At 35.7% G+C, this 26,929-nt stretch carries 20 protein-coding genes; 3 read left to right on the plus strand and 17 right to left on the minus strand.

Annotated features, from left to right (window positions below; translation table 11 throughout):
* Positions 1-103: 103 nt before the first annotated feature.
* From DXA36_RS04070 to DXA36_RS04100, 7 genes are all read right to left on the minus strand, one after another.
* Positions 104-346: an acyl carrier protein gene (locus tag DXA36_RS04070; RefSeq protein WP_118676592.1), complete on the minus strand. Its 243-nt coding sequence runs from the start codon at positions 344-346 to the stop codon at positions 104-106.
* A gap of 10 nt (positions 347-356) precedes the next feature.
* Positions 357-2,144: an HAD-IIIC family phosphatase gene (locus DXA36_RS04075; RefSeq protein WP_182478919.1), complete on the minus strand. Its 1,788-nt coding sequence runs from the start codon at positions 2,142-2,144 to the stop codon at positions 357-359.
* 271 nt (positions 2,145-2,415) lie between these two features.
* Positions 2,416-3,465, minus strand: a complete 1,050-nt coding sequence (locus tag DXA36_RS04080) for a GDSL-type esterase/lipase family protein (protein WP_182478920.1) — start codon at positions 3,463-3,465, stop codon at positions 2,416-2,418.
* Positions 3,466-3,614: 149 nt separating this feature from the next.
* Positions 3,615-5,093, minus strand: coding sequence for a DUF6056 family protein (locus DXA36_RS04085; protein ID WP_118676596.1), 1,479 nt, complete (start codon positions 5,091-5,093; stop codon positions 3,615-3,617).
* Positions 5,094-5,147: 54 nt separating this feature from the next.
* Positions 5,148-6,524 (minus strand): DUF3329 domain-containing protein, encoded by a 1,377-nt coding sequence (locus tag DXA36_RS04090; protein ID WP_118676598.1) that lies wholly within the window; start codon positions 6,522-6,524, stop codon positions 5,148-5,150.
* A 14-nt stretch (positions 6,525-6,538) separates the two neighbouring features.
* A complete protein-coding gene (locus tag DXA36_RS04095; RefSeq protein ID WP_243114562.1) occupies positions 6,539-7,456 on the minus strand; it encodes a ChbG/HpnK family deacetylase in 918 nt (305 codons plus the stop codon).
* A complete protein-coding gene (locus DXA36_RS04100; RefSeq protein WP_118676600.1) occupies positions 7,440-8,444 on the minus strand; it encodes a glycosyltransferase family 2 protein in 1,005 nt (334 codons plus the stop codon). The genes DXA36_RS04095 and DXA36_RS04100 overlap by 17 nt, the downstream gene beginning before the upstream one ends.
* Before the next feature lie 177 nt (positions 8,445-8,621).
* Between DXA36_RS04100 and DXA36_RS04105 the strand changes: the two genes are divergently transcribed.
* The gene (locus tag DXA36_RS04105) at positions 8,622-10,253 is read left to right on the plus strand and encodes a hypothetical protein (protein WP_118676602.1); all 1,632 of its coding nucleotides are present in this window, start codon (positions 8,622-8,624) and stop codon (positions 10,251-10,253) included.
* A gap of 61 nt (positions 10,254-10,314) precedes the next feature.
* On the opposite strand, the gene DXA36_RS04110 is transcribed toward DXA36_RS04105, so the two are convergent.
* Together DXA36_RS04110 and DXA36_RS04115 are read right to left on the minus strand one after the other, a co-directional pair.
* Entirely contained in the window at positions 10,315-11,337 is a 1,023-nt protein-coding gene (locus DXA36_RS04110; RefSeq protein ID WP_118676604.1) for a GDP-mannose 4,6-dehydratase, read from the minus strand.
* A gap of 23 nt (positions 11,338-11,360) precedes the next feature.
* A complete protein-coding gene (locus DXA36_RS04115) occupies positions 11,361-12,674 on the minus strand; it encodes a UDP-glucose dehydrogenase family protein (RefSeq protein WP_118676606.1) in 1,314 nt (437 codons plus the stop codon).
* Between the two features lie 147 nt (positions 12,675-12,821).
* Between DXA36_RS04115 and DXA36_RS04120 the strand changes: the two genes are divergently transcribed.
* Both DXA36_RS04120 and DXA36_RS04130 read left to right on the plus strand, forming a co-directional pair.
* Complete coding sequence (locus DXA36_RS04120) at positions 12,822-14,444, plus strand: hypothetical protein (protein WP_118676608.1); 1,623 nt, start codon at positions 12,822-12,824, stop codon at positions 14,442-14,444.
* Between the two features lie 1,005 nt (positions 14,445-15,449).
* Positions 15,450-16,163, plus strand: coding sequence for a hypothetical protein (locus DXA36_RS04130; RefSeq protein ID WP_147366536.1), 714 nt, complete (start codon positions 15,450-15,452; stop codon positions 16,161-16,163).
* Here the strand turns inward: DXA36_RS04130 and DXA36_RS04135 are convergent.
* The 8 genes from DXA36_RS04135 to DXA36_RS04170 all read right to left on the minus strand — a co-directional run bounded on the left by DXA36_RS04135 (position 16,160) and on the right by DXA36_RS04170 (position 26,167).
* The gene (locus DXA36_RS04135; RefSeq protein WP_118676614.1) at positions 16,160-17,680 is read right to left on the minus strand and encodes a hypothetical protein; all 1,521 of its coding nucleotides are present in this window, start codon (positions 17,678-17,680) and stop codon (positions 16,160-16,162) included. The genes DXA36_RS04130 and DXA36_RS04135 overlap by 4 nt on opposite strands.
* Before the next feature lie 2 nt (positions 17,681-17,682).
* Positions 17,683-19,197 (minus strand): hypothetical protein, encoded by a 1,515-nt coding sequence (locus DXA36_RS04140; RefSeq protein WP_118676616.1) that lies wholly within the window; start codon positions 19,195-19,197, stop codon positions 17,683-17,685.
* Between the two features lie 35 nt (positions 19,198-19,232).
* Entirely contained in the window at positions 19,233-20,120 is an 888-nt protein-coding gene (locus DXA36_RS04145; RefSeq protein WP_118676618.1) for a glycosyltransferase family 2 protein, read from the minus strand.
* Positions 20,117-21,172 carry a glycosyltransferase gene (locus DXA36_RS04150; RefSeq protein ID WP_118676620.1) on the minus strand — a complete coding sequence of 352 codons (1,056 nt, stop codon included), beginning with the start codon at positions 21,170-21,172 and terminating at the stop codon, positions 20,117-20,119. Before DXA36_RS04150 ends, DXA36_RS04145 begins: the two co-directional genes overlap by 4 nt.
* Positions 21,173-21,182: 10 nt before the next feature.
* Entirely contained in the window at positions 21,183-22,349 is a 1,167-nt protein-coding gene (locus tag DXA36_RS04155; protein ID WP_182478921.1) for a glycosyltransferase family 4 protein, read from the minus strand.
* Positions 22,333-24,084, minus strand: coding sequence for an ABC transporter ATP-binding protein (locus DXA36_RS04160; RefSeq protein WP_118676623.1), 1,752 nt, complete (start codon positions 24,082-24,084; stop codon positions 22,333-22,335). The genes DXA36_RS04155 and DXA36_RS04160 overlap by 17 nt, the downstream gene beginning before the upstream one ends.
* Before the next feature lie 52 nt (positions 24,085-24,136).
* Entirely contained in the window at positions 24,137-25,138 is a 1,002-nt protein-coding gene (locus DXA36_RS04165; protein WP_118676625.1) for a radical SAM protein, read from the minus strand.
* A gap of 231 nt (positions 25,139-25,369) precedes the next feature.
* On the minus strand, positions 25,370-26,167 hold the full coding sequence (locus DXA36_RS04170) for a hypothetical protein (protein ID WP_118676627.1): 798 nt from the start codon (positions 26,165-26,167) through the stop codon (positions 25,370-25,372).
* Between the last annotated feature and the right edge of the window lie 762 nt (positions 26,168-26,929).

Genomic DNA, 26,929 nt, shown 5'->3' on the forward strand with positions numbered 1-26,929 from the left:
TTTTTGGGTATAAGATAGTACAGACCCAATATAAGCACATAAAAAATCAGAAAATAAAAAGATGTAATACTCAAGTTTTCTGTTCCTCTCCTTTACGCACCGATTATCCAAGTTGGCTTATTATAATATCCGCCATCTCCCCCACGTTTTTCATTGATACCACCTGTCCCATGTTGAATTTAATATGAAATTCCTGTTCAACAGCTGCGATCAGATTGATATGCTCCAACGAATCCCAGTCCGCTATGTCATTTGAAGTCGTAGCTTCTGTAACCCTAATGCTTTCATCATCAAATACATCCCTGAAAACTTCCGTTAATTTGTCAAAAACATCTTCTCTTTTCATGATTTTCTCCCTATATTTTTTCTTTTACTTCTATATAACAATTCTTTTTTTTATATTCCTTCGTAATTTCAAATCTCCATACCGTTTTTCCTGTCTCTTCTTTTATCTTTTCAAAACCCTGTGCAGCATAGAATTCCTTAACCATAGAATTCTTTCCGGTTGGGTAATAATACCCATAAATTACAGAAATCCCCTGCCCCAAGCATACTTTTACCAGTTCATCCATCATAGCGAATTCCATGTCTCGTTTAAGTACACGGCAACTCATCAGCCATAGATCCAAATGAAGGTTTTTATCATCCTTGTGACCTATAACTACCGATACTACCCCATTATCACCAAACTTATCCTCAAGCTTACCATACAGAGTAATCGAATCCGGATTCAGGGCCGTCTGTTCAATTTCCGCTTGTGTATAGCGTTTGGTTGTCAAATTAAATTGATTACTTTTATTAGTTAACTGAGCAATCCTTGACATATAAGGAGGCTCAAAAGATCGTATGACCGCTTTCATCTGCAAAGACTTCAGATAAGATCCATAATCTGTAAAGGAAGCCTCCTGCCTTGCACGAAGTATATTCGCTCTATACATTTCATTTCTGTTTCGATCATCATCAGACAATCCTGTAACTTCAAAATAACCATTATGATCCAACACACGGATATATTGCTCCGGCGTTCCGATCTCCGGAACAGATACCCCCGCTACATAGCTGCGGACTATCTCGCGCTCCGCCGGATTATCATCAGCAAAAACCAAACTATCTGGCAATAAATTCATTTCCCGGGCAATTTCCAGAATATTTTCACTTTTGGGATTCCAGTTCGCTTTAATCAAGATAAAGTCATCAGGTCGTAACGTCCCATCCGGATGCTTTAACCCTGCTATGGCATTCTCTTCCTCATTTTTAGTATCTATATTCAGCATCACCCCTATATCCTTCAATGCTTTTACATAATTTTGAAACTCAGAATATACCTGTCCCATTGAGGTTTCCGGTCCTATTTCCAAATTTTCCGAACCGTCATCTCCAACAATCCCTCCCCAAAGAGTATTATCTAAATCAAGTACCAAAGACTTTTTATTCTTGCCATAAATGGATTTAATAATATTAGATACATTTAATACAAGCCAGGGAATAGCCTTTAGATTTAACGCATATTTATACATATGCCAATAAAAAGGATCCGCCCACTCATCTATCCCGAAGGCCGCAGACTGATAATTGATATCATTTATAAAAAAGTTTGGCTTACTTCTCGCATATTCGGAAAATTTTTCATTTAAACGGTTTATAAAAGAAGTCCTGCCCGACAAAAATACACCATCCTGATTCCCAAAAAGCCTGTAGAAAGGAAATTCCATATTATTTTGAATTATAGGGCATTTCCAAACAACAGCAATATTTTCCCACATCATACGAAAATGTTCATACTGCTGATTGAGAAACATATCCGCTTCCTCCTTTGAACAATCTGCAGGAGGCCAAAAAGTAATATTTCGGTTACTGGTATGAATGTAAATAATGTCGGGATGGAATTGATTTAACTTTTCATTTCCAAACACAGCATCTTCCCAGTATTTTGCATATTCAGACTCATAAAACAAAGGTAAAATACCCTGATTCAGTAGAAATAGTTCCATTATCCGAACCACATCATGAGTCGTACTTCCACCCAGAACCGCAATTCTTTTCTCCAGCCTGCTACTGCCGTCCTCCAGAAGCTTCTTTTTCAGAAATTTTGATTTCTTTAATATATAATCACTATCAAAAGGATATTCTAACTCTTTCAACATTCACTCGATACTCCTTTATCTGTCAGCCATTATAATAAATTGCTGTTTTGCATTATACAAGGTAGTATATCCAATAAAGACTTTATGCATCTATGATAATAACACATTTAACTTTTCCCCGCAATCAGCAATCAGTAATCCCACTTAATATGCTACAACTCAAAAAGAAACAACCAGGAATTTTCAAAAAGGGATTGTCCCGGCTGTTTCTTTATTATATCTTTATTATAGTAAGTAGAATTTATTACCATTATGATAGAATGTACACTAATTAATAGTATACAGAATTCCCTGAAACTTTCCCAGGCGTTCCATATTTCAAACAACTGGATACAGCCTTAGCATACAATTCCCGGCCAGCTGCGGTCAAATGGATACCATCCTCCAGATATTCTTCTGCATTATAAATATTTATTCCCATTTTACTGTATGCATCAATATATAGTGTATTCTCATTTTCAGCCACATTACGACATACGTTTGCGTAAATTGTAAGCGGCCCACCTCCAAAATCTTTCATATTACTATCCGTATACATAACACCATCTCTCCAGAACTGACAATAGGTAGGAGATATTAATAATATTTGTGCATCTGGGAATTTTCCTCTTAATTCATCTATCGCATAACGTAATGCTCCGCCGTAACCATGAGCATCCCATTCACGTCCATCTTCTACATTCAAAGTTGCTCCTGAAAAATAATCATTTAAACCATAAGCAATAATGAAATAATCTGTCTTGGAAAAATCAATGTTTCGTATAACACCGCCGGCAGGATATCCCTCAAGGAATATTTCAGGATTTACTTTCCCGGTTGCAACATTTACCATCCCTGACAAGGATGTAGAATCCCAGTTTTCATAATTATCAGGTGATTCACCATCTTTTAAGGATGCTCTTGTCCCTCCAATCGCACAATTATAGACATCTGCGTTCATATATTCTGAAAGTAGTGCTGCTATCCCTGTTTCATCTCTGGAACTGTCCCAAATACTATCCCCAAATACTACTATCTGTTTTCTTTCCGCGTCTTCAGCAATCGTATTTTCTGAAACCGCCTCCTCTGATGCGCTTGCCTGCTCCGTTACCGGCTCCTCCGAGGTTTCCTCAGTCTCTGTGGAAGGCATATACTTAGCAAGCTCTTCCTTTAACCTTTCATTTTCCTCCTGTAGTTGTTTTAGCTGTTCCTCATAATCTTGTGTCGGTGACTCCGTTGTACTGTCTCCGGAACTCTGCACCGATCCACATCCATATAATAAATATGACGCGAACAATATAGCTATTATCAAAAAACTCAAACTTTTTTTAACTTTTTTCATTACTGCCTCACTATCTGCCATATCTATGACATACTTATTTTACTCTTACACTGCATCAAGTATACCGCAATTCAATTATAACCACAAGTTTCTTCATAAAATCTTAAGGCAATATCCTCCGGCCAATATATTCCTTATGGCCTCATTTATCAATAAACTCCCCATATTTCATCTATTCGGTAATATCTTTCCATCGAATTATTCTTCCAGTCGTCAGCATCAGCTCCAATATCGCTATAATAAAGCAGGTATGGCTTAGTTTCAAAAATCTTCAATTTTATGCTGTCCTGATTATTATTCTGAAGCCGAAACGTCCGTTCTACAGTTTCTGCCCCATAATCAGCTGCTTCCCCCGTTATAAGCGATTTAATAGCGGATGTACTTGTAAAATAATCCGGATCAACCTTACTGTATAACCCTCCAATAAATATTGTTGCACACAATAAAACCAATAAATAAAGTTTTATATCTCTTGACTCCATGCAGCTCTCTTTATTTTCTCCTAACCTGCAATGCCTGTATATCCACCCCAACAGATAATAAATATTTAAAATAATCAATAAGAGATAATCCAAAAAAATTATGTTGAATATTCTTCCTCCTCCAGCTATTCCCATTGCGTACAAACTTGGCGTAAACATGGCTGAAAGTAGGCAAAATGAAGCTACCGGAACAAGTAGCGGGAAACGATAACTGAATTTTTTTCCTACTGCCTTTACAACTTCCCATAAAAATGGCATAAGTGCCAGGATGAAAATAATATATGTCCAGTCAAACCACGTTTCCGTAATATATTCCACACAGTAATAAAATGACAATAAAATTGATTTTAACACACCAGGACGATACCCTACTTCCCCTTGCCGGACAGCATTTCCCGGGGCACATACATTAATTAAAAATGCCGCAAGAAAAAACAAAAAAGGAATTATCACAAACTTTACATATTTCCTTTTCTTTGCATAAATAATTGCTATTACTGCATCAACAAACAGAATTGCTGTTATTAGGGCAGTTATATAATTTCCACCTCCCACAAAAAAAGAAACAAGACAGGCCAACACCATCTTACTAATTTTATGCCCCACATTTTTTATAAGCAAAATCACAAGTCCAATCAAAATTACCGCTGCACTATGAGGAACGATATAATGTGCGGCTCCATTAAACCAGAAAAAGCCCTGGGTCTTATCCACCATACACTCCAGGGCAAAAATCAAATAGATCATGGAAATTCCTGCATAAACAGTAGTCCTAGCTCCCATAACTCTTCTTATAATTACATATAATAAAAATAAGGTGCTAAAACTCATTGCACCTATCATTATCCACGGCACAAGTCTATATCCGGCTTCTCCAAATACAGCGGGTTGCAAAGCCATAACAAAAATACTTGAAAAAGTTCCCTGCCAGCCAAACCATCTTTCTTTGACCGTTTTAAGAGCTCCACTAACTACTTGGATAATAGACTTTGTCTCTTCCCACGCAATATGACTATATGAGCTGAAACCAAAATCATCTGCACAAGGGTAGTTATATTTTCCAATCCATAAAACGGGTATCAACGCCAAAATAAATACTATAACCAGAAACCCCGCAATCCTTTTTTCTGTCATTTTCTGTTTCATAAACTTCATCCTTCTACTACAATCCCTGATAATATTAGGTATTTCAATACCCGGCTAATACACTGTCCAATTTTCTCGGGGTACCGCAGTAATTTTATCTATGCCATAAAATTTTTCATATGCATCATTAATCCAATATTCCGGATCCCCTGTCAGATCAGATTGATAACCATCACTATATTTCGTTTCAAAACCGGGACGAAGCATAGGAACCGTCACATCTTTCTCTCCTGCAGCCGCCATTTTCTCCAAATAAACTTCTCTTTCATGATATTCTCTATAAATTCGGATCATATTAGCACCGCTGTCCATATATGAAAAAAACATTACTAAAGCTAATATTGATAATATACAGTATTTCAGAGCCTGAAGGCTTAACTTCCCATCATTTATATCTGCATACCCCTGAACCGCAGCTATTATCAAAAAGACACCAGCACCAAAATACACCCTTGGCATGGGTTCCGCTGTCAAAATCAATGCATAACAGGTAGCTAAAAAAATAAAAATCCAAACATTAAACATAAAATGTTTCTTAAAAAATTCTTTCCAGCTTCCTTCCTGCAAATAAATAATAACAATAGCAACCAGTACAAAAACTAATAATATCAAAAAATTTTCTTCGATTGCAAGAGTAATTTTCTGAAATCGTGATACAACAGCAAAAATTCCTGAATGCTCCTCTTCCATAAATTGAGCCCTGATACGGTTACCTGGCGCTGCTATCATAAACAAAAAACCTATAATCTGGCCTGCCAGACCTGTCACCATCCACACTTCCGGCTTATTAGCCTTCCTGTTCTTCCAAAGGAAAATATACTGACCAAATAAAAGGACTGCAAACAAAATACCTCCTCCCGAGGTATTCTCATTGCACCACCCTGACAGTATCCCAGTAAAAAAAAGAATGACACTCCACATTAGAATTTTCTTTTCATTCCCCTGTTCTGTTTTTTTCAGACGCCAGCGGTATAGTGTAATATGCAGCATAATAATTGTACTGCCCCATAAATAATTACACGCACCGGTTTCCCATAGGACAGTCTGACAAAACATTACCGCGAAAAGCCATAAAAGAAGATTAATTAATAAATAAACGGCCACATCATATTTTTTCTTATGATCGATATTCCAATACATAAGAAGTGTAAGCAAAACAAATACGATACTGTTGGCAACATTGAAAACAGCCTTACTTCCGCTCAGAAAGCAACGTAAAATTATATGTCCGATGCTTCTGCCTGTCCAGGTCATATACTGTTCATATTCCTGTTTTAACAAATCTACAAAGGAATCCGCCTTAAGAACTGTAGCTTTATAGGACAAATCATCCGTCATATACGGTGTAAATATGTTAAAAATAAAAATTGCGAGAAATGCCAAAAAAACAGCAGCCCAAAATACATGCTTACGTTGCTTCCATATTTTCATTTATTTTTCCTCTACTAACTGTTATGCAGTGAGAGCACACATTCATATTCAATATGCCTTCCTGCAGAGGTATAAAATTTATTTGCTTCATTATTACAGAATTCTTCTCCCAGTTCATCTTCGGAAGCAGTACCAGGATGAAATAAGATTTCCAGAATTCTGCCCTTCTTTTCAGCTTTTTTCATCATACCCGGAATGAGCTTCTTTACCCTTCCCTCGTCCATTTTCCCACTCATTAGGACTCCCCATAAAAACATCGGTTCATTTGCCTTTTGCCAGGATGGCTTATTTTTTTCAATTATTTTTTCCATACCTATAGCATAATAATTAAGCAGCAAATTTTTTATCCAATTTACCGGTTTATAGGATTTCCATAATGAAATTTCATTCATATACGGAATTATTGGCTCTTTCGTAATGCGAATATAATCGGTCCGGTAATGTTGCTCGACGATCACCTCCAAAAGTGCCCAATAACAAATAGGTATCATATGAGTATGTTGATGGCTATCAAACCGTAATAACTGATCTTGTCCAAACATTGTGAGAAACTTTTCTGTTTGCGCTTTTATCTCAGCTTTTAACTGTTTTTTTATGTGCATATACCTATTCGGTGAATAATTCCATAAAAACAGGTTCCCCCAAGATATATTAAAATACCCTCTATCATCCACTAAATCAGGCACATCTTCTTTCCTTGCCAGACAATGTCCTTCCATAAAATTTAAATGTACAGATAATTTCAAGGATTTTTTTACTTTATTTTTTTCTTTCAATAGCTCCAGCGCACATGACTCATAGCAGGACATATTAGTCATTACACTAATACTATCAAGCTTTCCCTCTCTGATACAAATAAGAATATCTTCTGAAGTTTGAGGTGACAAACAATAATCATCCGCATGTATATCTATTTTACACATTTTCCCCATTCTCTGTCTCGCTTTCCTTCCACACAATAGATTCTATTATATACCTGGGTCTTGCTTTAGCCTCAAGGTATATTTTCCCTACATATTCTCCTACAATCCCTAAAGAGAAAATGGTCAATCCTCCCATCAAAAGCGAAACCACCATGGTCGTTGTGTAACCAGGAACATTATGACCTGAAAACCAGTCCCAAATGCAATAAATAATCATAACTGCACTAAATAAACTAACAAAAAAACCTAACAATGTTATAATCTGAATAGGCCTTGTACTCATTGAAGTAACACCATCTACAGCCAGTGTCATCATTTTTTTTAGAGTATATTTTGATTTTCCCAATTCTCTTTCCTTAACATCAAAATAAACCACATCGGACTGAAATCCCATAGTAGGAATTAATCCTCGCAGAAAAAGGTTCACTTCCTTATATTCGGCCAACGCATCCAATGCTTTTTTAGATAACAAACGATAGTCGGCATGGTTTGCCAGTACATGGCACCCCAAAAGTTTCATAAATTTGTAAAATAACGTAGCAGAAGTTTTCTTAAAAAAGCCATCCGTATCTCTGTCATTCCGGACACCGTATACTATTTCGCAACCCTCATTATAACATTTTATAAAACGATCCAGCGCCTCTATATCCTGTTGCAAATCGGCATCTATTGTTACTATCATATCCGCATAGTTACGTGCCGCCATCATACCTGCCAGAATTGCGCTTTGATGGCCATAATTCCTGGAAAAGCTTATACCACAATAAATACTATCTTCTTTACATAGGGAATGTATGATCTTCCATGTATCATCTTTACTACCATCATTGACAAACATTATCTTGCTTTTCTCAGCTACCAGACCACAGGCAATCAGCCTCTGTATTTTATCCTTTATCTTTCGGGCCGAAAGAGATAGCGCCTCTTCTTCATTGTAACAGGGTACTACTAAATAAAGTATACCTGCCTTATTTCTACATGATACATAATCATACATCTTTTTTTCCTCTTTATCTTATTAACTACTATTATAATTGTGTTTATAATAACATTTCATATAAACAGCGTCAAGCAACCCAATTTTTTATCTTTTAGTATAGACTTTTCTTAATTATCAAAATATAATATTAATATTCAATAATTATGTTTACAATAAATACTAAGAGAGAATATAATGAAAAATTTAAAAACAAACCTTATTAAATACCGATTTGAAATACTATTTAGCTTCATATGCCTATCAGTTATTTTTTTGCCTTACATTCAGCAGGATTTAATTATTGGTTCTGATACACCATTCCACTTGGCCCGAATTGAAACTCTTAAACAAAACATATTATACGGCGCAATTCCTTCAAAAATCCATATAGACTTATGCTATGGCTATGGTTACGGCGTTGGTTTTTTTTATCCGGATTTCTTTTTATATATTCCCGCTTTGCTGCAGACGGCCGGACTGTCCTTAGAAATATCTTTTAAATTATTTGCAGGATTAATCCTAGCAGGGATTTATATTTCCGTCTTTTTTTGTGCTTTTCAATTAACAAAGGACAGAATTGCTTCTCTTAGTTCCGCCGCTGTGTTTTTATTCAGCAATCAGGTGTTGGGAAGCCTTTTTTATGAATTTACTTTGGGCACTTCTCTTGGGCTCATCTTTATGCCGTTAGCCATATGTGGCATGTATCTTTTTATTACAGAAAACAATAGAAAACCATATATGCTTTGCATTGGTTTTTCAGGCTTGATATTTTCGCATGTCCTGTCAACTTTTCTGGCTTTCTTAGTATGCTTTATTTTATTGATTATTCATTATAAACATCTAATCCAAAGCCCCAGAAAAATTATAATTTTATTATATTCAGTCTGTGTTGTCGCATCGATTACCGCATGTTTTTGGCTTCCTATGTTTGAGCAGTTTCTCTCGCAAAGGTTCAAAGTTTCACAGCCCTGGACTACAGTAGATGCCAACACCGTTTCCCTGGTCAGACTATTTTGGTCTGATGGATTGGGCTTTACCTTGACTTCTGCGGTAATACTAATGGCCTTCTATTTTATAAGCAATAAGGAACTCCCCGATAAAGTAAAAATCTTTTATCCCTTTGGCTTTATACTGTTGCTGCTTCCATCATCGCATTACTTCTGGAGGACTTTCAGGGACTGTTTTAATTTTATCCAATTTCCCCGACGTTTATTAGGACCAGCCTCCCTGTTATTTATCTTTTCTTTTGCTGTTATATTCAGTAATTATTGTCGTCGAGCAGAAATTAAAAAGCTGTTATCCTGCATCATTTTATTATTTGCCATCTATAATGGCTATCAATATATTGATTCAAGAATTGGCTTTACAGAAGATTTCGGAAATCGTACTTTATATAACGAAATAGCCGGAATTGGCGCAGGGGAGGAATGGCTTCCTCTTGAAACGACCCGGGATTTTCTAACCACACCCAATATTGTCACTACCGACAAGGGAACGACAATTGAGGGAATCCACGAAAAAAGAAAATTTATTTTTCAGGCAGATTCCTCCGCCATTTACTATGATATACCTCTGGTTTGGTATAAAGGATATAAAGCAGAAAACAGTGATGGACAAGACTTAAACATCTCAAAAAATCCCCGGACCGGGCTGGTTCGCGTTTTCAGTGAACAAAGCATAAATCAAACTGACGGCAATATTGTTATCTCCATTCAGTATAAAGCTACTGTTTTACAAATAATAAGTTATATTTTAAGCGGTATTAGTTTTTTAGTAATGCTTTTGTTTTTATCTTCAAAAAGATGGCACCTGTTTTCCAATAAATAAACTAAATGCACTAAATTGATGACTGCGGCGCCAATTTAGTGTATTTAAAGCATAATATCCGTTACTTACTCCAATTGTTAAACCACTCAGCAAAATTCATTAAGCCCACTTCCAATGATGTGTTCGGCTTAAAACCAAAGTCCGCTATTAAATCGGAAATATCTGCATATGTCTGATATACATCTCCAGGCTGTATGGGATAATATTCTTTCAGCGCTTTTTTTCCTAATATATTCTCCAGGGTTTCTATAAAGTACATCAGCTTAACAGGCTTATTATTTCCGATATTATATATTTTGTATAAATCCCCCTCTTCATTTGGGACAGGGGGATTATTTACAATCCTATATATTCCTTCAACGATATCATCTATATAAGTAAAGTCTCTGTACAAATCTCCTTGGTTAAAGATTTTTATAGGAATATCATTCCTTATCTTTTCACTAAAACTGAAATAAGCCATATCAGGCCGGCCCATTGGCCCATAGACTGTAAAAAAACGAAGGCCGGTTGCAGGTATATGATATAAATGACTATATGAATAAGCCATTACTTCATTGCTTTTTTTAGTAGCGGCATATAAACTGACAGGCCTGTCAACACAATCGTCAACTGAAAAAGGAACCTTCTTCTGATTTCCATACACGGAAGATGATGATGCAAAAACCAAATGCTCCACTGGTCTGTTTCCCTGGTTATAGGATTGGCGGCAGGCCTCAAGTATTTGATAAAAACCCATAATATTGCTTTCCATATATGAAGAAGGATTTTCAATGGAATATCTTACTCCAGCCTGAGCAGCAAGGTTGATAACAATGTCAGGACCATATTGGCTAAATATTTCCTTTACAAATATTCCATCTGCAATATTTCCTTTATAAAAAGAGAACTTTTCATTGCTTAAAAGCTTTTTTAAACGTTCTTCCTTTAACCGAACGTCATAATAATCATTTATATTATCAATACCTGCGACAACAGCTCCTGCGCTCAGCAGGCGCCCGGCGAGATATGAACCGATAAAGCCTGCACAGCCTGTAATTAAAATTCTCTTTTTATTATCAAATGCCCTGTAATCTTTTCTCATCCGCCTTCTCCTTAAAAACCTGCCTATCTGCCTATACTGTAATATTCCACTCCTGATACTTTCATATCTTCCGGATCATAGATATTTCTTCCGTCATATACCAAAGGCGTCTGCATTAACTGAACGTACTTTTGAGGAGATACTTGCTTTATTTCAGCCCACTCAGTAAATATAAAGCATATATTAGCCCCCCGTAATGCTTTCTCCGGAGCATCAGCATATGCAATGCTTCCTTTACCCATCTTTCCTTCCGGGAATCTTTCCATGAAATGATCCGCCGCCACCGGATCATACGCGATGACATCCGCTCCCTTTTCTAATAACAGCTTTACGTTATCCAAAGATGGCGCCTCCCTTAAGTCATCCGTTCCCGGCTTAAAGGCCAGCCCTAATACAGCTGTCTTTAAGCCATGGAAAGTAATCATTCTTTCATCCGCTTTTTGGAACAGGCGAAGCTTTTGGCATACATTTACCTCCACTGCGGCTTCTACCGTCTTCAGGGAGTATCCGTGCTGCCTTGCTATAAACTTTAATGCTTTTGTGTCCTTGGGGAAACAACTGCCCCCATAACCGATTCCTGCCCTCAGGAAATCAGCTCCGATTCTAGCATCAAAACTCATCCCCATTGCCACATCTTCTATATTGGCGCCAACCAGCTCACATAGATTTGCTATTTCATTCATGTAAGATATTTTAAGAGCCAGGAAATCATTACTAGCATATTTTATCATCTCAGCCGACCTGCGGCTTACTGAAACAATTGGCAGATTAAATGGCTCATAAATCTTTTTCAGTATAGCTTCTGCCTCCCTGCTTTCCGTCCCAATAATAATACGTGCCGCATGCAGGGTATCCCTAACTGCTGTTCCCTGCGCCAAAAACTCAGGATTTGAGGCGACTTCTATATTTAATTCTTTTTTCTTTAAGAAGTCATGTATGAATTGCTCTACCTTATCGTTAGTCCCAACCGGCACGGTAGACTTTACTACTACTAAGCAGTTCTTTTCCACATTTTCTGCGATTTGCCTGGATACTGTCGCAATATAACTAAGATCTGCAGAACCGTCCGGCTGCTCAGGAGTTCCTACCCCTATGAAGATCGCATCCGGATATTTATAAGCATTTTTATAATCAACCGTATAATGTAATCGGCCGGCAGCATAGTTCTTCCTCATTAAGGCTTCTAAATCCGCCTCATATATGGGAGAGATTCCTTCTTCCATTAATCTAATTTTGTCTTTTTCTGCATCCACACAGGTTACATCATGCCCTTTTTCCGCGAAACACACTCCAGCCACTAACCCAACATAACCCGTACCCGCTACAACTATGTTCATACTTTTACCTTCTTCATTATTTCTTTTTTGTATTTATTTTAACACACTTACTATTACTTTTAAATACAAATAATATCATTTCTTCTTGTAATAATTTTATAATAAGTTATAATAATATTAATTAACTCAATGATATGAGGTATATAAATGAAAAAGTATATAGATAAAATAATTTTTTATAAATTTGAGATTATCATTTCTTTTCTTGCAATTTTCTTTGTCTTTTCTCCCTACATCAGAGCTGATTTAATCACCGGTTCTGATTCTTCATTTCATTTAGCCAGAATTGAAACTCTTGCACAAAATTTACGCTATGGAATATTTCCCACGAAAGTCCATGTTGACTTGTGTTATGGATACGGTTATGGAGTCGGATTTTTCTATCCGGATTTTTTTCTATATATCCCGGCATTATTAGGTATCCTGGGCCTTTCACTTGAAGTATCGTTCAAATTGTTTGCCGGAATGATTCTCACCGGCATTTTCAGTTCTATTTTTTATTGTGTCTACAAATTTACGTATGATTGTCAAGTTTCTTTAGGTGCAGCGATAGTATTTATATTTACAAATCAGGTACTGGGGAGTTTCTATTATGAGTTTACTTTAGGGACTTCACTAGGGCTGATTTTTATGCCAATAGCTATTTGCGGCATGTATCTATTTCTAGCAGAAAATCAAAATCCATATATGCTTGGCGTAGGATTCACAGGCTTAATTTTTTCCCACATACTTTCAACCGCTCTGGCCCTTGTAGTATGTGCATTTATTATGCTCCTACAATATAAAAAGTTATTTTCAATACCCGGGAAACTACAAACCCTCCTATTGACAGTGTTTGTAGTATCTTGCTTGACAGCCGCCTTTTGGCTTCCTATGTTAGAGCAATTTTCCATTCAAAAATATCGGGTATCACAGCCATGGACATATGTTAACGATAATGTTGTGCTACTCACAAACCTTATCCGTACAGATGGTTTTGGATTGGTTCTCACTTCAGCCACATTTAGTCTCGGTTTCTGGATGCTTATTAATCGCAATTACAAAAGTAATATCACTTTTTTCTATGCCATAGGATTGATTTTCATGCTTCTTCCACTATGCGGCCATTTTTGGCAAATCACCAGAAATATTTTTAAATTTCTTCAGTTTCCCAAAAGACTAATAGGGCCGGCCTCTATTCTGATGATATTTGCCTGCGGTATATGGTACAGTACCTTTAAAATAAAGGAACAATACAAAAAGTATTTTAATATTTTTTTATTTATTATTTCGCTTTATGCCGGCTTTAACTTTATTGATGGACGTTTTGGTGCTGTTGAAGATTTCGGTAACAGAACATTATATTTAGAAATAGCTGGTATTGGATCTGGCGAAGAGTGGCTTCCTCTCGAAACGACCCGTGATAATATTACGACACCTCACATAGCTGTTTCCAATACCGGAATATCCGTTCCAGGAAACAGAATACAACAGTTTTTCAGTTTCAAAGCAGATTCTGATGCAAAGTATTATGATGTCCCATTTATATGGTATAAAGGATATAAGGCAGTTTCTTCTGACGGCCAATCCTTACAGGTTACTAAAAACCCGACAACCGGAATTACCCGAATCCAAATAGATAATTTATCAGCAGATGCTACCGTAACCGTATGGTATCACGGTACGGTATTTCAAACCATAGCTTACATAATCAGTACCGCCACTTATCTGTTTCTTGCTGTATACGCTGGTTATAAATATTTTCTGAACAAATCCAGATGTAGTGTATAAACCTCTCATCGAATAAATCACGAATAAATCCTTCCTGCTACATCTACTGCTACTTGACATATATTTAAATCTAAATTATAAATATAAGCAGGCATTTATAAAATAAAAAACAGGGGATATATCTATTATGAGAGACCTTTCAAGAAAAGACAATTTTTACATCAGGCTTACTGTTATTTCTTCTTTCATTATAATTATTACAATTAATATTATTTCTGCAATAAACAATTATGGGATGGAAGGCGATGAAGTTTTTTCCTATATTTCCTCCACATCACTGGGAGGCTTTAAAGGAATATGTTATTTAGATGATCAAACTTGGTATGGTAATGAATATTTCAGCAATGCACTGGTTACCACGGGCACAGAACGTTTTAATTATAAAATGGTTGTGGAAAACCAGTCTATGGATACACACCCTCCATTTTACTATCTTTTGCTTAATCTAATAACTTCATTTTTCCCTGGTCAATTTTCAAGATGGTTTGGTATTGTATTAAACATCGCTCTTATGCTTTTAGTCTGGACCGCCCTTTTTTTATTATTTCAGCACTTTCTTAACCATAGATATCTATCCATTATTTTTAGTACCATATTCTGCTGTTCCAGATTTTCCGTTAATATGGTGCTTTTTATCCGCATGTACGTACTTCTTATGGCGCTGTGTCTTTTTCAGTCATGGTATCATCTCAAACTATTTGAAAAAATGTCAAAGACTGAAATTTTCAGCCTACATAAATATTGGAAGAATTATCTAATACTTATTATTATATCCATACTGGGAGCATGGTCTCATTATTATTTTATTATCTATCAATGTCTAATTTCTTCTCTATTTATATTAGCATTAATACATCAAAGGAAAATACATAATGCATTCTCTTATATTGGCAGCCTGATTGTCAGCGCATTATTATACATTATTATTTATCCTGCAGCGCTTAATCATATTTTTTTAAATACCGAGGAAGGGATGCTGTCCACAAATTTCTCAAAGGAAGTTCTTTGTTTAATGAAATTTTTTCTATGTTTAAGCAATATGATCAACAGGTCTTTAAAGGCTTTTTAATTCTCGTCCTGATATTTATTGGAACAGGAGTATTCATATTAATAAAAAAGCAGAAAATTAAGCCAGTATCGATAATACAAAACAGCATACCTATCATTCCTGCCTGCATATACTTTATTGGCATTTCCAAAGCTTCACCATTTGTAACCATACGATATATCAGTCCTGTGGCTGCCATATTTTTTGCTGCAATTATTATATGGGGAATAAAGCTGATCCGCCATATGAACTTAAAACAATGTCTGCTTAAACCTACTTATATAATTATCTGTTTGTTATTTACACTCATAACTGTTGATTTTGGTACAATACCAATTAAAGATGATTTCTTTACTGAAAAAAAGGATATTATGAATGAATTGGCAGAAAAAACAGATTATTGTGTATATATAACAGGGGATGAATATAATTGGAAAATGTGGGAGGATTATATTTATTATCCTCAATTTAAGGGGTTGTTTTTTATAGATGGAAATAAACAGGCTCCCATAACTGATAAAATATTACTTAAGCAAAAGGCAGCTACTATTTTTATAGATACTGCTTTAAATAAAGATGATATGGTAAAATATTTATCAAAATATCTCCCTTTTAAATCTTATGATATCATGTACACCACACCGTACACTTACATTATTTGGGCACATTAAACTCCGTCATTCTCAATCATAACTACCTTATTTTTTCTGTAAAAATTTTTTACAACCACATTGGTAAATGCATTTTCATCCGTAGTGACAGGCATATGCATTAGTGGACCCTGATCCTGGTTAATAGGCACAAGATAAGCGTCTTTAATTGAATCATCCAGCAATATTTCCATTTGGGAAGCAATCTGGTCTTTAAAATCCTCTGCCTGTCCGCTGCTTACATATTCATAAGCACGTACATCAACGCTTTCCTTCAGCCACCCTTTATTTATCACGATAAGAACCAGGCACAGAAAAAATACCGGAAACATTACAAAAATACGATACCTGCTTTCCATAAAATTATCAAAGCTATCCGATTTATTCTTCCTCCCAATTCTTTTCAGCAACCATCCCTCACAATATAAAATAGCTAATAAAGAAGCAACTAAAAAGGTAAAATACTGAATAGTTGCCGGCCCTAAAGATATTCCAATAGAGTCATAAACTTCAGAATAAACTTCAGGAGCAAACATAGCGCTGTAAACTCCATACATAATTATTAAGAACAACAGAGGATATGAATATGTAAATTCATTATCCCTTATTATCCTACTCATCATTTCCCATCCTATTACACCGATGATGAATAAAATAACAAAGACAAGTGTTTTTTCGCGCATATATAATCCAATCATAAGCACACCACGTTTCAGCGACTCAATTATTGTGTATACTGCTACAGAAAAATCGAATCCAAAATTCTCTCCTCCTCGTACAATATTCCCGGGAGCCTTGCACTGAATTCCAAATGCAATTGCACAAATCACAAAAGGAACCAATAGTAACACCGCTCTTATAGGAGCTTTTCTCCATATAAGAATACCTGCAATAAAGAGAACAATAAACAGTAAAAGGCTGGTAAAATAGCTGCTGCCTCCTACCATTAAAGAACATAGGGAAGCGATAATAAGATAAATGACTTTTCCTCTTCTAATGAATTTGCATAGTAAAGCAATTCCCAAAAGGCCTGCGGCATATGGAAGCATATAATGTACTGCCCCCACATACCAATACATTCCGATTGCAGTACTCGGAATATATTGATAACTGGCAAACAAAATAAGGGAAGAAAAGATCAGGCATTCGGCCCATGATCCTCCCATGAGTTCGACACATATCTCGTGCATAAAAACAAGTGTACCCGCTATCACCGCACCAGTCATAATATAAGGCACAATCCAAAAAGAATATGGTACAAATACCTCGGGCATTAATGAAAAAAGAAATGTTGTGAACCAGTCTCCGTTCCATCCATAATAGTTATTCTTTACAGTTTCTATTGCAGCCTTCAACACTTCAATCAGAGATTGCGTATCAAGCCATGCAGCATGCGTCAATGCACTGTAACCATAATCATCACCGCTTGGGCGCGCATAACCAGCCAAATACCAAACAGGCAGCATACTCATGACAAATACGAGTACTGATATAACTGCTATCAGATTATTGTTTCCTCTATACAGTAATTTTTTCATTTTCATTCCGCCTCGTAATAAAAACTGCCATCAGTACTATATTTTACATCCAATATAGTCACCCTTGTCGGAGTAATTTTGTGGTAGTATAAAGTATGCGAAAGCCTACTCATAGCCCAATGCGGAAGGTCATAATTCTCAGGCACATACATTACTATTGCCCTGCAACCGGACTCACTGGCTTCATCAATCAATGAAATCACTTGATTTGTAAGCTTTGCTTTTTCCTCCGCTTGAAAGGATGTATATCGCCCTCTTGTTGAATTGAGGACAAGCATCAACAGCATCATGAAAACAAACGGAAACAACAGGCGTGAATACGTTATTTCCTTAAACAGGTACAGGCTTGCCAAGCTCACGAATAAAACCAGGAAAAAGAACACACCGTAAATACAATAATTTAAGCTGGTACGATCTGTACCTCCCTTGGCAGCGACCATGGAATAAAAAAATGTTAAAAACGCTAAAGGAATTAAACATTTCAAGGCTAACCTCATGATTTGACTTTGCTGCTTTCTTCGTTTTATATGGCAAACTATAGCCGTACAAGAAATAATTATGATTATTAAAAAGACATATTTATTAATTATCCCGATCTGTGCAATAAGCCCCTTGACTGATATGAAAAATCTCTTAAGGAATTCAAAACTGAGCAATGAACCTTTATAGATTGTTTCCCAATCCTCATTGGAACGGCGGCTTTGGAGCTCAAGGAACATCGCTGCTCCCATTCCCACAATAATAAGAGGTGCAATATTGTAGTTTGTAACTAAATCTATAAAGAATAATTTCATCTTTTGCGACAATTTCTGCTCAAACCGAAAAGCTGAAAAAAATCTGATTAGAAACACTGCAACAGCAAAGGCCAACAATATTCCGGCGGCAAACAGCATAGAAAACATACATAAATATATACCGACAAATAATACGCCAGCCATAAGTGGAGTCCATAAGTTAATAGAAAGCCTCTTATGCAGAACTATCTCCCTGGTTAAAAGTAATACAATAATCGAATTTAATATATTGGGTAAAATATAATAAAAATGTAAATTATAAGAATTGGCAAAAAACATATGTACATTATTCTCCGGGGCGTGCTTAAATATAGCAAAGCATAATAGCATCATCATAGAACTGACTAATGTACATGCAACACTGTTTTCATTTAATGCATAAAATAGCCGATAGGAAGCAATAAACAGCATCGATAAAGAGAATGCCATCAGAAGCGCCAAAGCAATGCTGGCCGAAGCAAGATAATCTCCCACCAATGGATATATGATATATGCTGACAGATATCCGGACAAAGGCAATAAATATTCGGGTAAAATGCGGGTTACATTCCATTGGCTAAGTCTGGGTATAGGGTCGGATTCAAAAAAACCAAAATATCGCCAGTCATCATAATCATAAGGTATAAAAGGATTTACAACTGCATAATATATAAAAATCCAAACAAAAATTATTATACTTGCCAGAATCATCAGCTTTTCTACTTTTTGCACTTTTGCACTCATTATAGTTCTTCCTCTCTAATTTCATAAAGTCAGACTCACTTATATTTCATATTCCAAATAAAAAATAAAAGCATTCCGGGAATAAATGCCGCTACATATTTCCCTTTCTTATGCAAATGTGACAGCAGCTCCCTGCTGTCGTACTTGGCAAAATGCCCATAAATAATATAAAGCAATATCATTTTATACTTCGTTTTTTCATTAACTGTAACATCATTCAGGTATACTTCCGCCCTTTTTGTCATAGCCTTCGGAGCTCTCACCTTCATCCTTTTTCCCGAACGGGTCAGGCCGCCCTCCAGATAATCCGATATATATACACACTGATTGATATGAACCATCTTATATGGGCCGGACAACTGTACCCATATTAAATCCTCAGGCACAAAACGCTCCCCTTCGTATACAGGGAAAGGAAATTTTCTCAATACCTCCGTATAAAATACCTCCGCTTTATCACCGGCAATTCCGGCATTAATGCGCGCATTCACATACGTATCGACCAGCCCATCCTGTGGAAAATACGCCTCATTTACCGTTCCATCCGGGTAAAAACGGAGAAAGCTGTATCCGCATAGTCCTGATATACCTTTATATTTTTCATGATAGCGCAATATTAGCTCTATTGCATTATCCGGCAGATAATCATCGCTGTCAACTATAAAAGTTAATTCCGTATTTATATTGTCCATTCCTACGTTTAACGCTGTATGCTTCCCGCCATTCTCCTTATACAAATAAGTAATCGGCACGCTGCCTTCATTTCTCCATTGCTCTACTAGCCATTCTGTCCCATCATTGCTTCCATCATCCACAATCATCCATTCATATTCCATCACACTCTGTCTCTTAAGGCTATTATACAAACATGACAGTGTATGAGAACGATTATAGGTGGGGGTCAATACCGTAACCTTTTTCATAACGTTATCCCTGCTATTTCCAATAATCTATCCGCAATTACTCTTGCCGGATATTCTTCTCTTATTTTTCTGCTATTGTCAGAAAGTCTTTTGGCTAGCAGAGAGTTAGAAGCAATTTTTTTCATAGCGGCCACCATTTCCTTTGCGTCATTAACCGGTACTAATAAACCATTCTCACCATTTCTTATATAGGTGGCCGCACCACCAATTGGACAATTAGTAGCTATCACTGGAATTCCCATCGCCATTGCTTCTACCATAGCATTAGATACCCCTTCATAATTAGATGGCAATACAAAAATCCCAGCATCCACAATTTTCTGTTTTGCATCTATACAGAAACCATGCCATGTAACTTTACTTATAATATCAAGTTCCTTGGCACATTCCCTCAATTTTTTTTCTAAACTTCCACTTCCATAATAATGAAGATGATATTCAGGAAAATCCTCCAAAAACTGAGCAAATGCATCTAAAAGAAGCATCGGATTTTTTTCCGGCTCCAAACGCCCCAAGTAAACTATCGTTTTTTTTCTTTCATATTCTATAGGGAATGGAATAGCTTCATCCACTGGATTTGGCAATACAGCTGATTTCTTTCTGAATGAAGAGGGTAGATAATTCAGGCATTCTTTTGTCTGGACTACTAGTTTCCTTGCCCTCATATAAGCAAGATTTCGAAGCAAATCATGACCACTAGTTCTTGGATCCGTTCTCTCCGCTACTAAGAGCGGACAATCAAGCCCTATAGCTGCAAGATTGCTAAATACAGTTCCCATCACACAAAACGAAAAAATTTGACATTCTGCATTTTCTTTAAAATATCTTCGCATTCTCAGAAGCCGTTTAATACGAACTCGGACATTTCCAAAGGATTGTTCCGACACACATAATAATTCAACTTCTGGCTCTAATTTATATACACACTCATCTCCTGCAAACATCATTATAGCTACTTTGATCCCTTGTTTCACATATTCATTTGCAAGCAATGATATAACCCGTTCTGTTCCTCCGCCTGTCATATTGGGTATTACAAATACAATTTTCATTTCATTTCACCTAATCCATTCGCTCTAATATTTCTAATATTTTAGTATAATAAGAGACAAACTGATATTTTTCACACACCAGCCGATAGCTTTCCTTACCCATCCGCAGAATTTGTTCACGGTCAAATAACAAATTCTCTATTTTTATCTTCAAATCTTCTTTATCGTTGTCTCTAAAAATAAAACCATTAACTCCTTCTTCAACATAATTGGCTGTTCCATTATCTTCCCCTAAAATAACCGGAAGCGAAAAAGACATAGCTTCTAAGTGTGATACTGAAGCCGGTTCCGCAGTACTTGCTAATACATATAAATCACTCTGCTTATAAAGGTTAAAAATCTCATTCCGAGATAAATTTACTTTTAATTCCACTATTGTATCTAAATGGCGACTTAAGATATATTGTTTAATTTCATTATAATATCTCTTATGGAATTCATTTGATACTTCCCCAGCAATCACTAAACGAACAGGATATCTTTTACCTAACTCTTCAATTACTTCAATTAGCATAAAATGGTTTTTTCTTTCCTGATACTTTCCAATAGCTAAAACATGGATATAACCATCACCAAAATAACTTTTCTTAGATGGAGCCAAATGGGGTTCCATTAAAAATGGAAGATAAAAAGCCTTGTCATCTTTTCTCTTCTGTTCCACTTTTTTCCCATAACAGAATACAGGCGTAATTCGATAGGAAGGCGTAAGACTACGTATTATTTTATGGGACAAATCTTCCTTAACAACTTCTCCCCATAAAGGGCTCTGGTTATATAATATGACCGGATATTTATGCAGTTTGCAAAGCAATGTCACAAAAATAGAATAAATAGACCTTTCGCGGGTAATAAGCATGTCAGGCGAAAATTGCTTTATTAACTTATTAAGTTTAATAAGTGGTGGAAATCCATATTTCAAACGGAAATCTATTGCATTTTCTTTTTTCCTATTAATACGTAAATAAAACCGTTCTATAAAAAGGAATGCTCTACTATAACCAACCACAATGGGCTTGATAGATGAATAATCCTCTATACACCCTTCATAATGTGACAAAAAACCTACCGTATCGCCGTGCCTAATCCATCCATCAATGATTGCTATTTGATTCGTATGATATCTTGGTGCAATATACAAAATCCGCATAATATACCCCTTTTTACCTATCCTGCTCACCCAGAATATCCCTTTTGTCCCTCTGTATAACCATTCCCCCTGACACTTCAAATATACTATCCACATTACGGATCGTTGTAAGTCTATGAGCAATAATCAATATTGTCTTCTGGCCCTGCAGACTATCTATGGCTTCCATTACTGCAGTCTCAGTATCATTATCAAGAGCGGAAGTTGCCTCATCAAGTACCAAAATTTCCGGATTATGGTAAAGCGCTCTAGCAATACCGATTCTCTGTCTCTGCCCTCCGGATAAACGAACCCCCCTATCTCCTACAAAAGTATTTACCCCCTCTAACAATCCTTCAACAAACTCATAAAGCTGTGATTGCTTCAAAGCATTCGTAACCGCCTCATCATCTATTTCATTCTCCTCTACTCCAAAAGCCACATTATTTTTTATCGTATCATCTGACAAATATATCGTTTGAGGGATATATCCAATTTCCTTCTGCCATGTAGGTAGATTTTTAAATATATTCATATCATCCGCATAAATCTTCCCATACTTAGGCTGTAATAAGCCAAGTAGAATATCTACCAGTGTAGATTTTCCTGCCCCGGAAGAACCTATGAATGCTACTGTACTACCTTTATCTATAGTTAAGCTAGCATTCTTAATTACATCTGAATCCCCGTCCGGATACGAATAAGATATATTTTTTACTTCTATTTTTTTTTGGAGTTTCCAACTATCATCTATTATGGGCATCCTTTCATTCAGGCCCTCTACTTCCATTAAATCATAATAAATCAACTCCACAGAAGGCTTGGCATAAAGCACTGCAGACAAATGCTCATTTATTTTACTAACAGAAGGAAGAAGCCGAAAAGCCGCAACTGCAAACACCGCTAATTGAGGAACAAATTCCAAGAGATCTTTCTGACCAAATAATATTTTAAATATAATAGCCAACAATAACCCTGTCATACATACCATTTCAATAATATATTTCGGGATTACGCCTATAAGTCTACTCAAACGCAATACACGAACATATTTTGAAAAAAACATATCATACCGCCTGATAAAATTTTTTTCTCTGTTCAATACTTTTATTTCTTTAATACCTCCCAGCGATTGATTCATCCACTGGTATATTTTAGACTTATATTCTTGTCCTTCACGTCCCCATTCAGTGGAATATTTTTTTGAAATAAAGGAAAAGAGTGCGAGACATAAAATCAACAGTCCTACAATAATAATAGTTATGGATTTACTTACTATATAAAGATAAATCCCTATAGCTATGCAAACACAAACTTCTGCAACCATCTCCATTATATGAATGAGTCCTTTTGTAAATTGATCTGTATCTTCCTGCATACTTCTCTGTAGTATAGAGATATTCTTGTTTAAATGAAATATATACGGTTTCTTCATATAGGCCTTCAACAAGTTTGTAGAAAGATTACGTTGAATCCGATAGGAAAAACGATAAATATAATTTCTTTCTACTATAATATATATATTTTTCACTATATAAATAAATATAATTCCGCATGCAATCGATATGAGGAAAATTTCGACACTTCCAAAAGAAAACAGATTATAAATATATGCCAACATACTGTTCTCCTTTAAAGCATCAGGAGACATAATAAGCTCAATAAATGGAGAAAACATGGATACTGACATAAGTTCCAAAAAACTACCAATGATCACAGCTGCTATTAATATACATATTTTAATTTTATCTGATTTTGAAAAAATATAATTTAGCTTTTCTATCATTTTTATCCTCAACCCGAATTTCTTCACGACATATATTATGACCACTTTAGAATTACTGTTTAAAAAAATTTTTACTTAGACTATATCTATTGCCCATAAATAATTTATGCTTAATAACCCACCACGCAGGTACCCATATATATTTATGCATTGCAGGAGATGCACTGCCTATCATCCAACAATTTCTGTCACATTTTCTTGTGCACGCCCTCACCTGTCTCGCTTTTTCCGAATTCCAGAGTTCATCCCATGACTGTTCTTTAAGATTCCCCATTACTGCCTTTTCAGCCATTCCGTTGCATGGAATCACATCACAAAACGGATCTATAAAAAAAGCATTTTTAGACATGTCACATGGTAGAAGTCTCTTCTTTCCATAAATATAATTAACTAAACCATGATTAAAATAGGCCCTGAACCACTTTTTAGGGGATTTACTTTTTAACAGTTCATTAATCAACTTTTCAAAATTACATGCAACTTTATATTTATCATCAATTTTATTATCTGTTTTTCTAAAATAAAAAGAATTGTGCAATGTAGCCGTTGCAAACTCCATCCCCATATCGTTGGCTATATTATAAAGAGGCACTAAATCCTCACAATTCATATCTTGAACCGTCATGCCAAAACCAACGTCAGGATGTTTCATTTCTACCAATGTTTTTAATGTAGAGTAACCCCGGTTAAATCCATCCGGAATACCACGGATCTTATCATTAGTTACCTGAAGTCCTTCGATACTTATTCTAATACCAATCTTTGGAAATTCTTTACACAAAGCAATAATTCTGTCAGTAAAATAACCATTAGTTGATACTACAATCCTATCACTTTTTTTATATAGTTCTCTTACTATATCAGAGATATCTTTTCGTATAAAAGGTTCCCCCCCTGTTATATTCGTAAATGCCATTTCGGGAAGTTTTTTTATCACATCAAGAGTAATCTCTTCCTCCGGTTTCGTTGGATCACGAAAACAGTCACACATATTACAATGTGCATTACATCTATATGTGATTATAACAGTACCATATAGTGTCCTTTTTGCCATATTATTCCTTTCTGAGTAAGCATTTTGGCTACATATTATTTTAACATTCAATACTATAGTATCCACAATTACTATTATATAACCTCTTTAATATTCCATCAATCCTCAATTTTGGACAAGTAATATAACAACTTACTTTCATTAAGCACGAATATCTTTTACACTGATATATCTAGTTAAGCAACTTTTATCGTTTTTTATAAAATATATTCCAACCTACCGAATCACTTTTTATTTTAAAAGACTAAAAAATGGCTCTTTCTTTGATTTATAAGCATATAAGCATAAAAAACTGCTAATTATTATTACTATTCCAAAGGATACCAATCTGTTTACTTTAAATTTACAAACCAAAGAAAGAATTGTTATAATTGAAAGCATACCTCTATGCAGATAATAAATTCCCGCACTAAAATTTCTGCATAATATCGCATATTCCTTCTTGATATGTATATTGAAACATAACATAACCCCTACCATGGATGGAATTAAAAATAAAAAAGCTAAAAACATAGAATGATCATCTGCAGTTTGCTTTCCCCGAATAAAAATCACTTCCCCTATAAGGAATATGTAAGATAACATCATCACAACCAGACATATTATCTGGCTCTTTTTCTCTTGGAGTTTTTCTTTATACTTTGCAAGACATATTCCAAGTCCCATAAAAATAAATCCTACAAATACTCCATTTCTTGCAGAAGTGGTTATTTTAAGATATAAATCTACTATTTTTTGAAGCCAAATCCCATTAAGTAAAAAATAATAACTGTTCATTAAAAGTCCCATACCATATAAGAGCACTCCGCTAATAATCGCTAACCTAATTTTATCTTTTTTTATAAACCAATATAGTAAAAAAACCGCAATCATGCTTGCCCATACATACCAGAGGGCACCATACGGATAAAAAATAACAGACCTAATGATTTTTAATACTATCTTGAATATATGCTCTCCATTCAGCGCCATTTCTATTGAAGCTAATAAAATATTTATAGTACTGAATATAATATACGGAAATAGCAACCTTTTCTCATAAACTATTAGACACTTTTTAAGTTCCCCCCCCCCCCCCTATAAATTTTCAATCCCCAAAAGAAACCTGAAGCGACAAAAAAGAACGGCACAGCAAGACGAAATACGCAATGAAGGATATACCATTCCCCGGGTAGTAAGTGGTATGATCCGGAATGCTGAAACACAATGCAGATGCAGAAGAACAATCGTGCCAAATCAACTGTAGTATATGTATTTGCATCAGTTTTAATAGATCCATTCATCATTTTACCTTGTATAATGTTTATAGAAGCAAAAACAACATATTCCTTTCATTTTTATTGATCTGTGGTTTAATACAATCAGATACTATTGACTATTGATTTTGTCCTGTAGCTAGACTACTCAACATAAGTGAATGGCCGCTACTTTTATCTGAATTGTTTATTAGCTGAATGTTGCTGTACTAGGTTTAGCTACATTGCCCGGTTCATGTATTTATGGCCTGTCAGACTGCTCAGATAAATATTCTTTTGCTTTAGATATACCTTGATGATACAGTAACCATCGACTCCGCCATGCTTATGGTAGAGGGATTTAATAGTATCCAAGAGCTCTTGTTTTTGGGTACGATAAGCCGCCTTTCGCTTTTTTTAGAAACTATTCACATATGTTAACCATATACACCTTTCACTAGCAATCAGGCAGATGTGGCTTCTGCCCTTTTCACTTTGTTCCGTACCATTCATCGCTTACCAACCACAATGAGGTAGGAATACTATAAAATAGAAG

The organism is Eisenbergiella sp. OF01-20 (assembly GCF_003478085.1).
GTDB lineage: Bacteria > Bacillota > Clostridia > Lachnospirales > Lachnospiraceae > Eisenbergiella.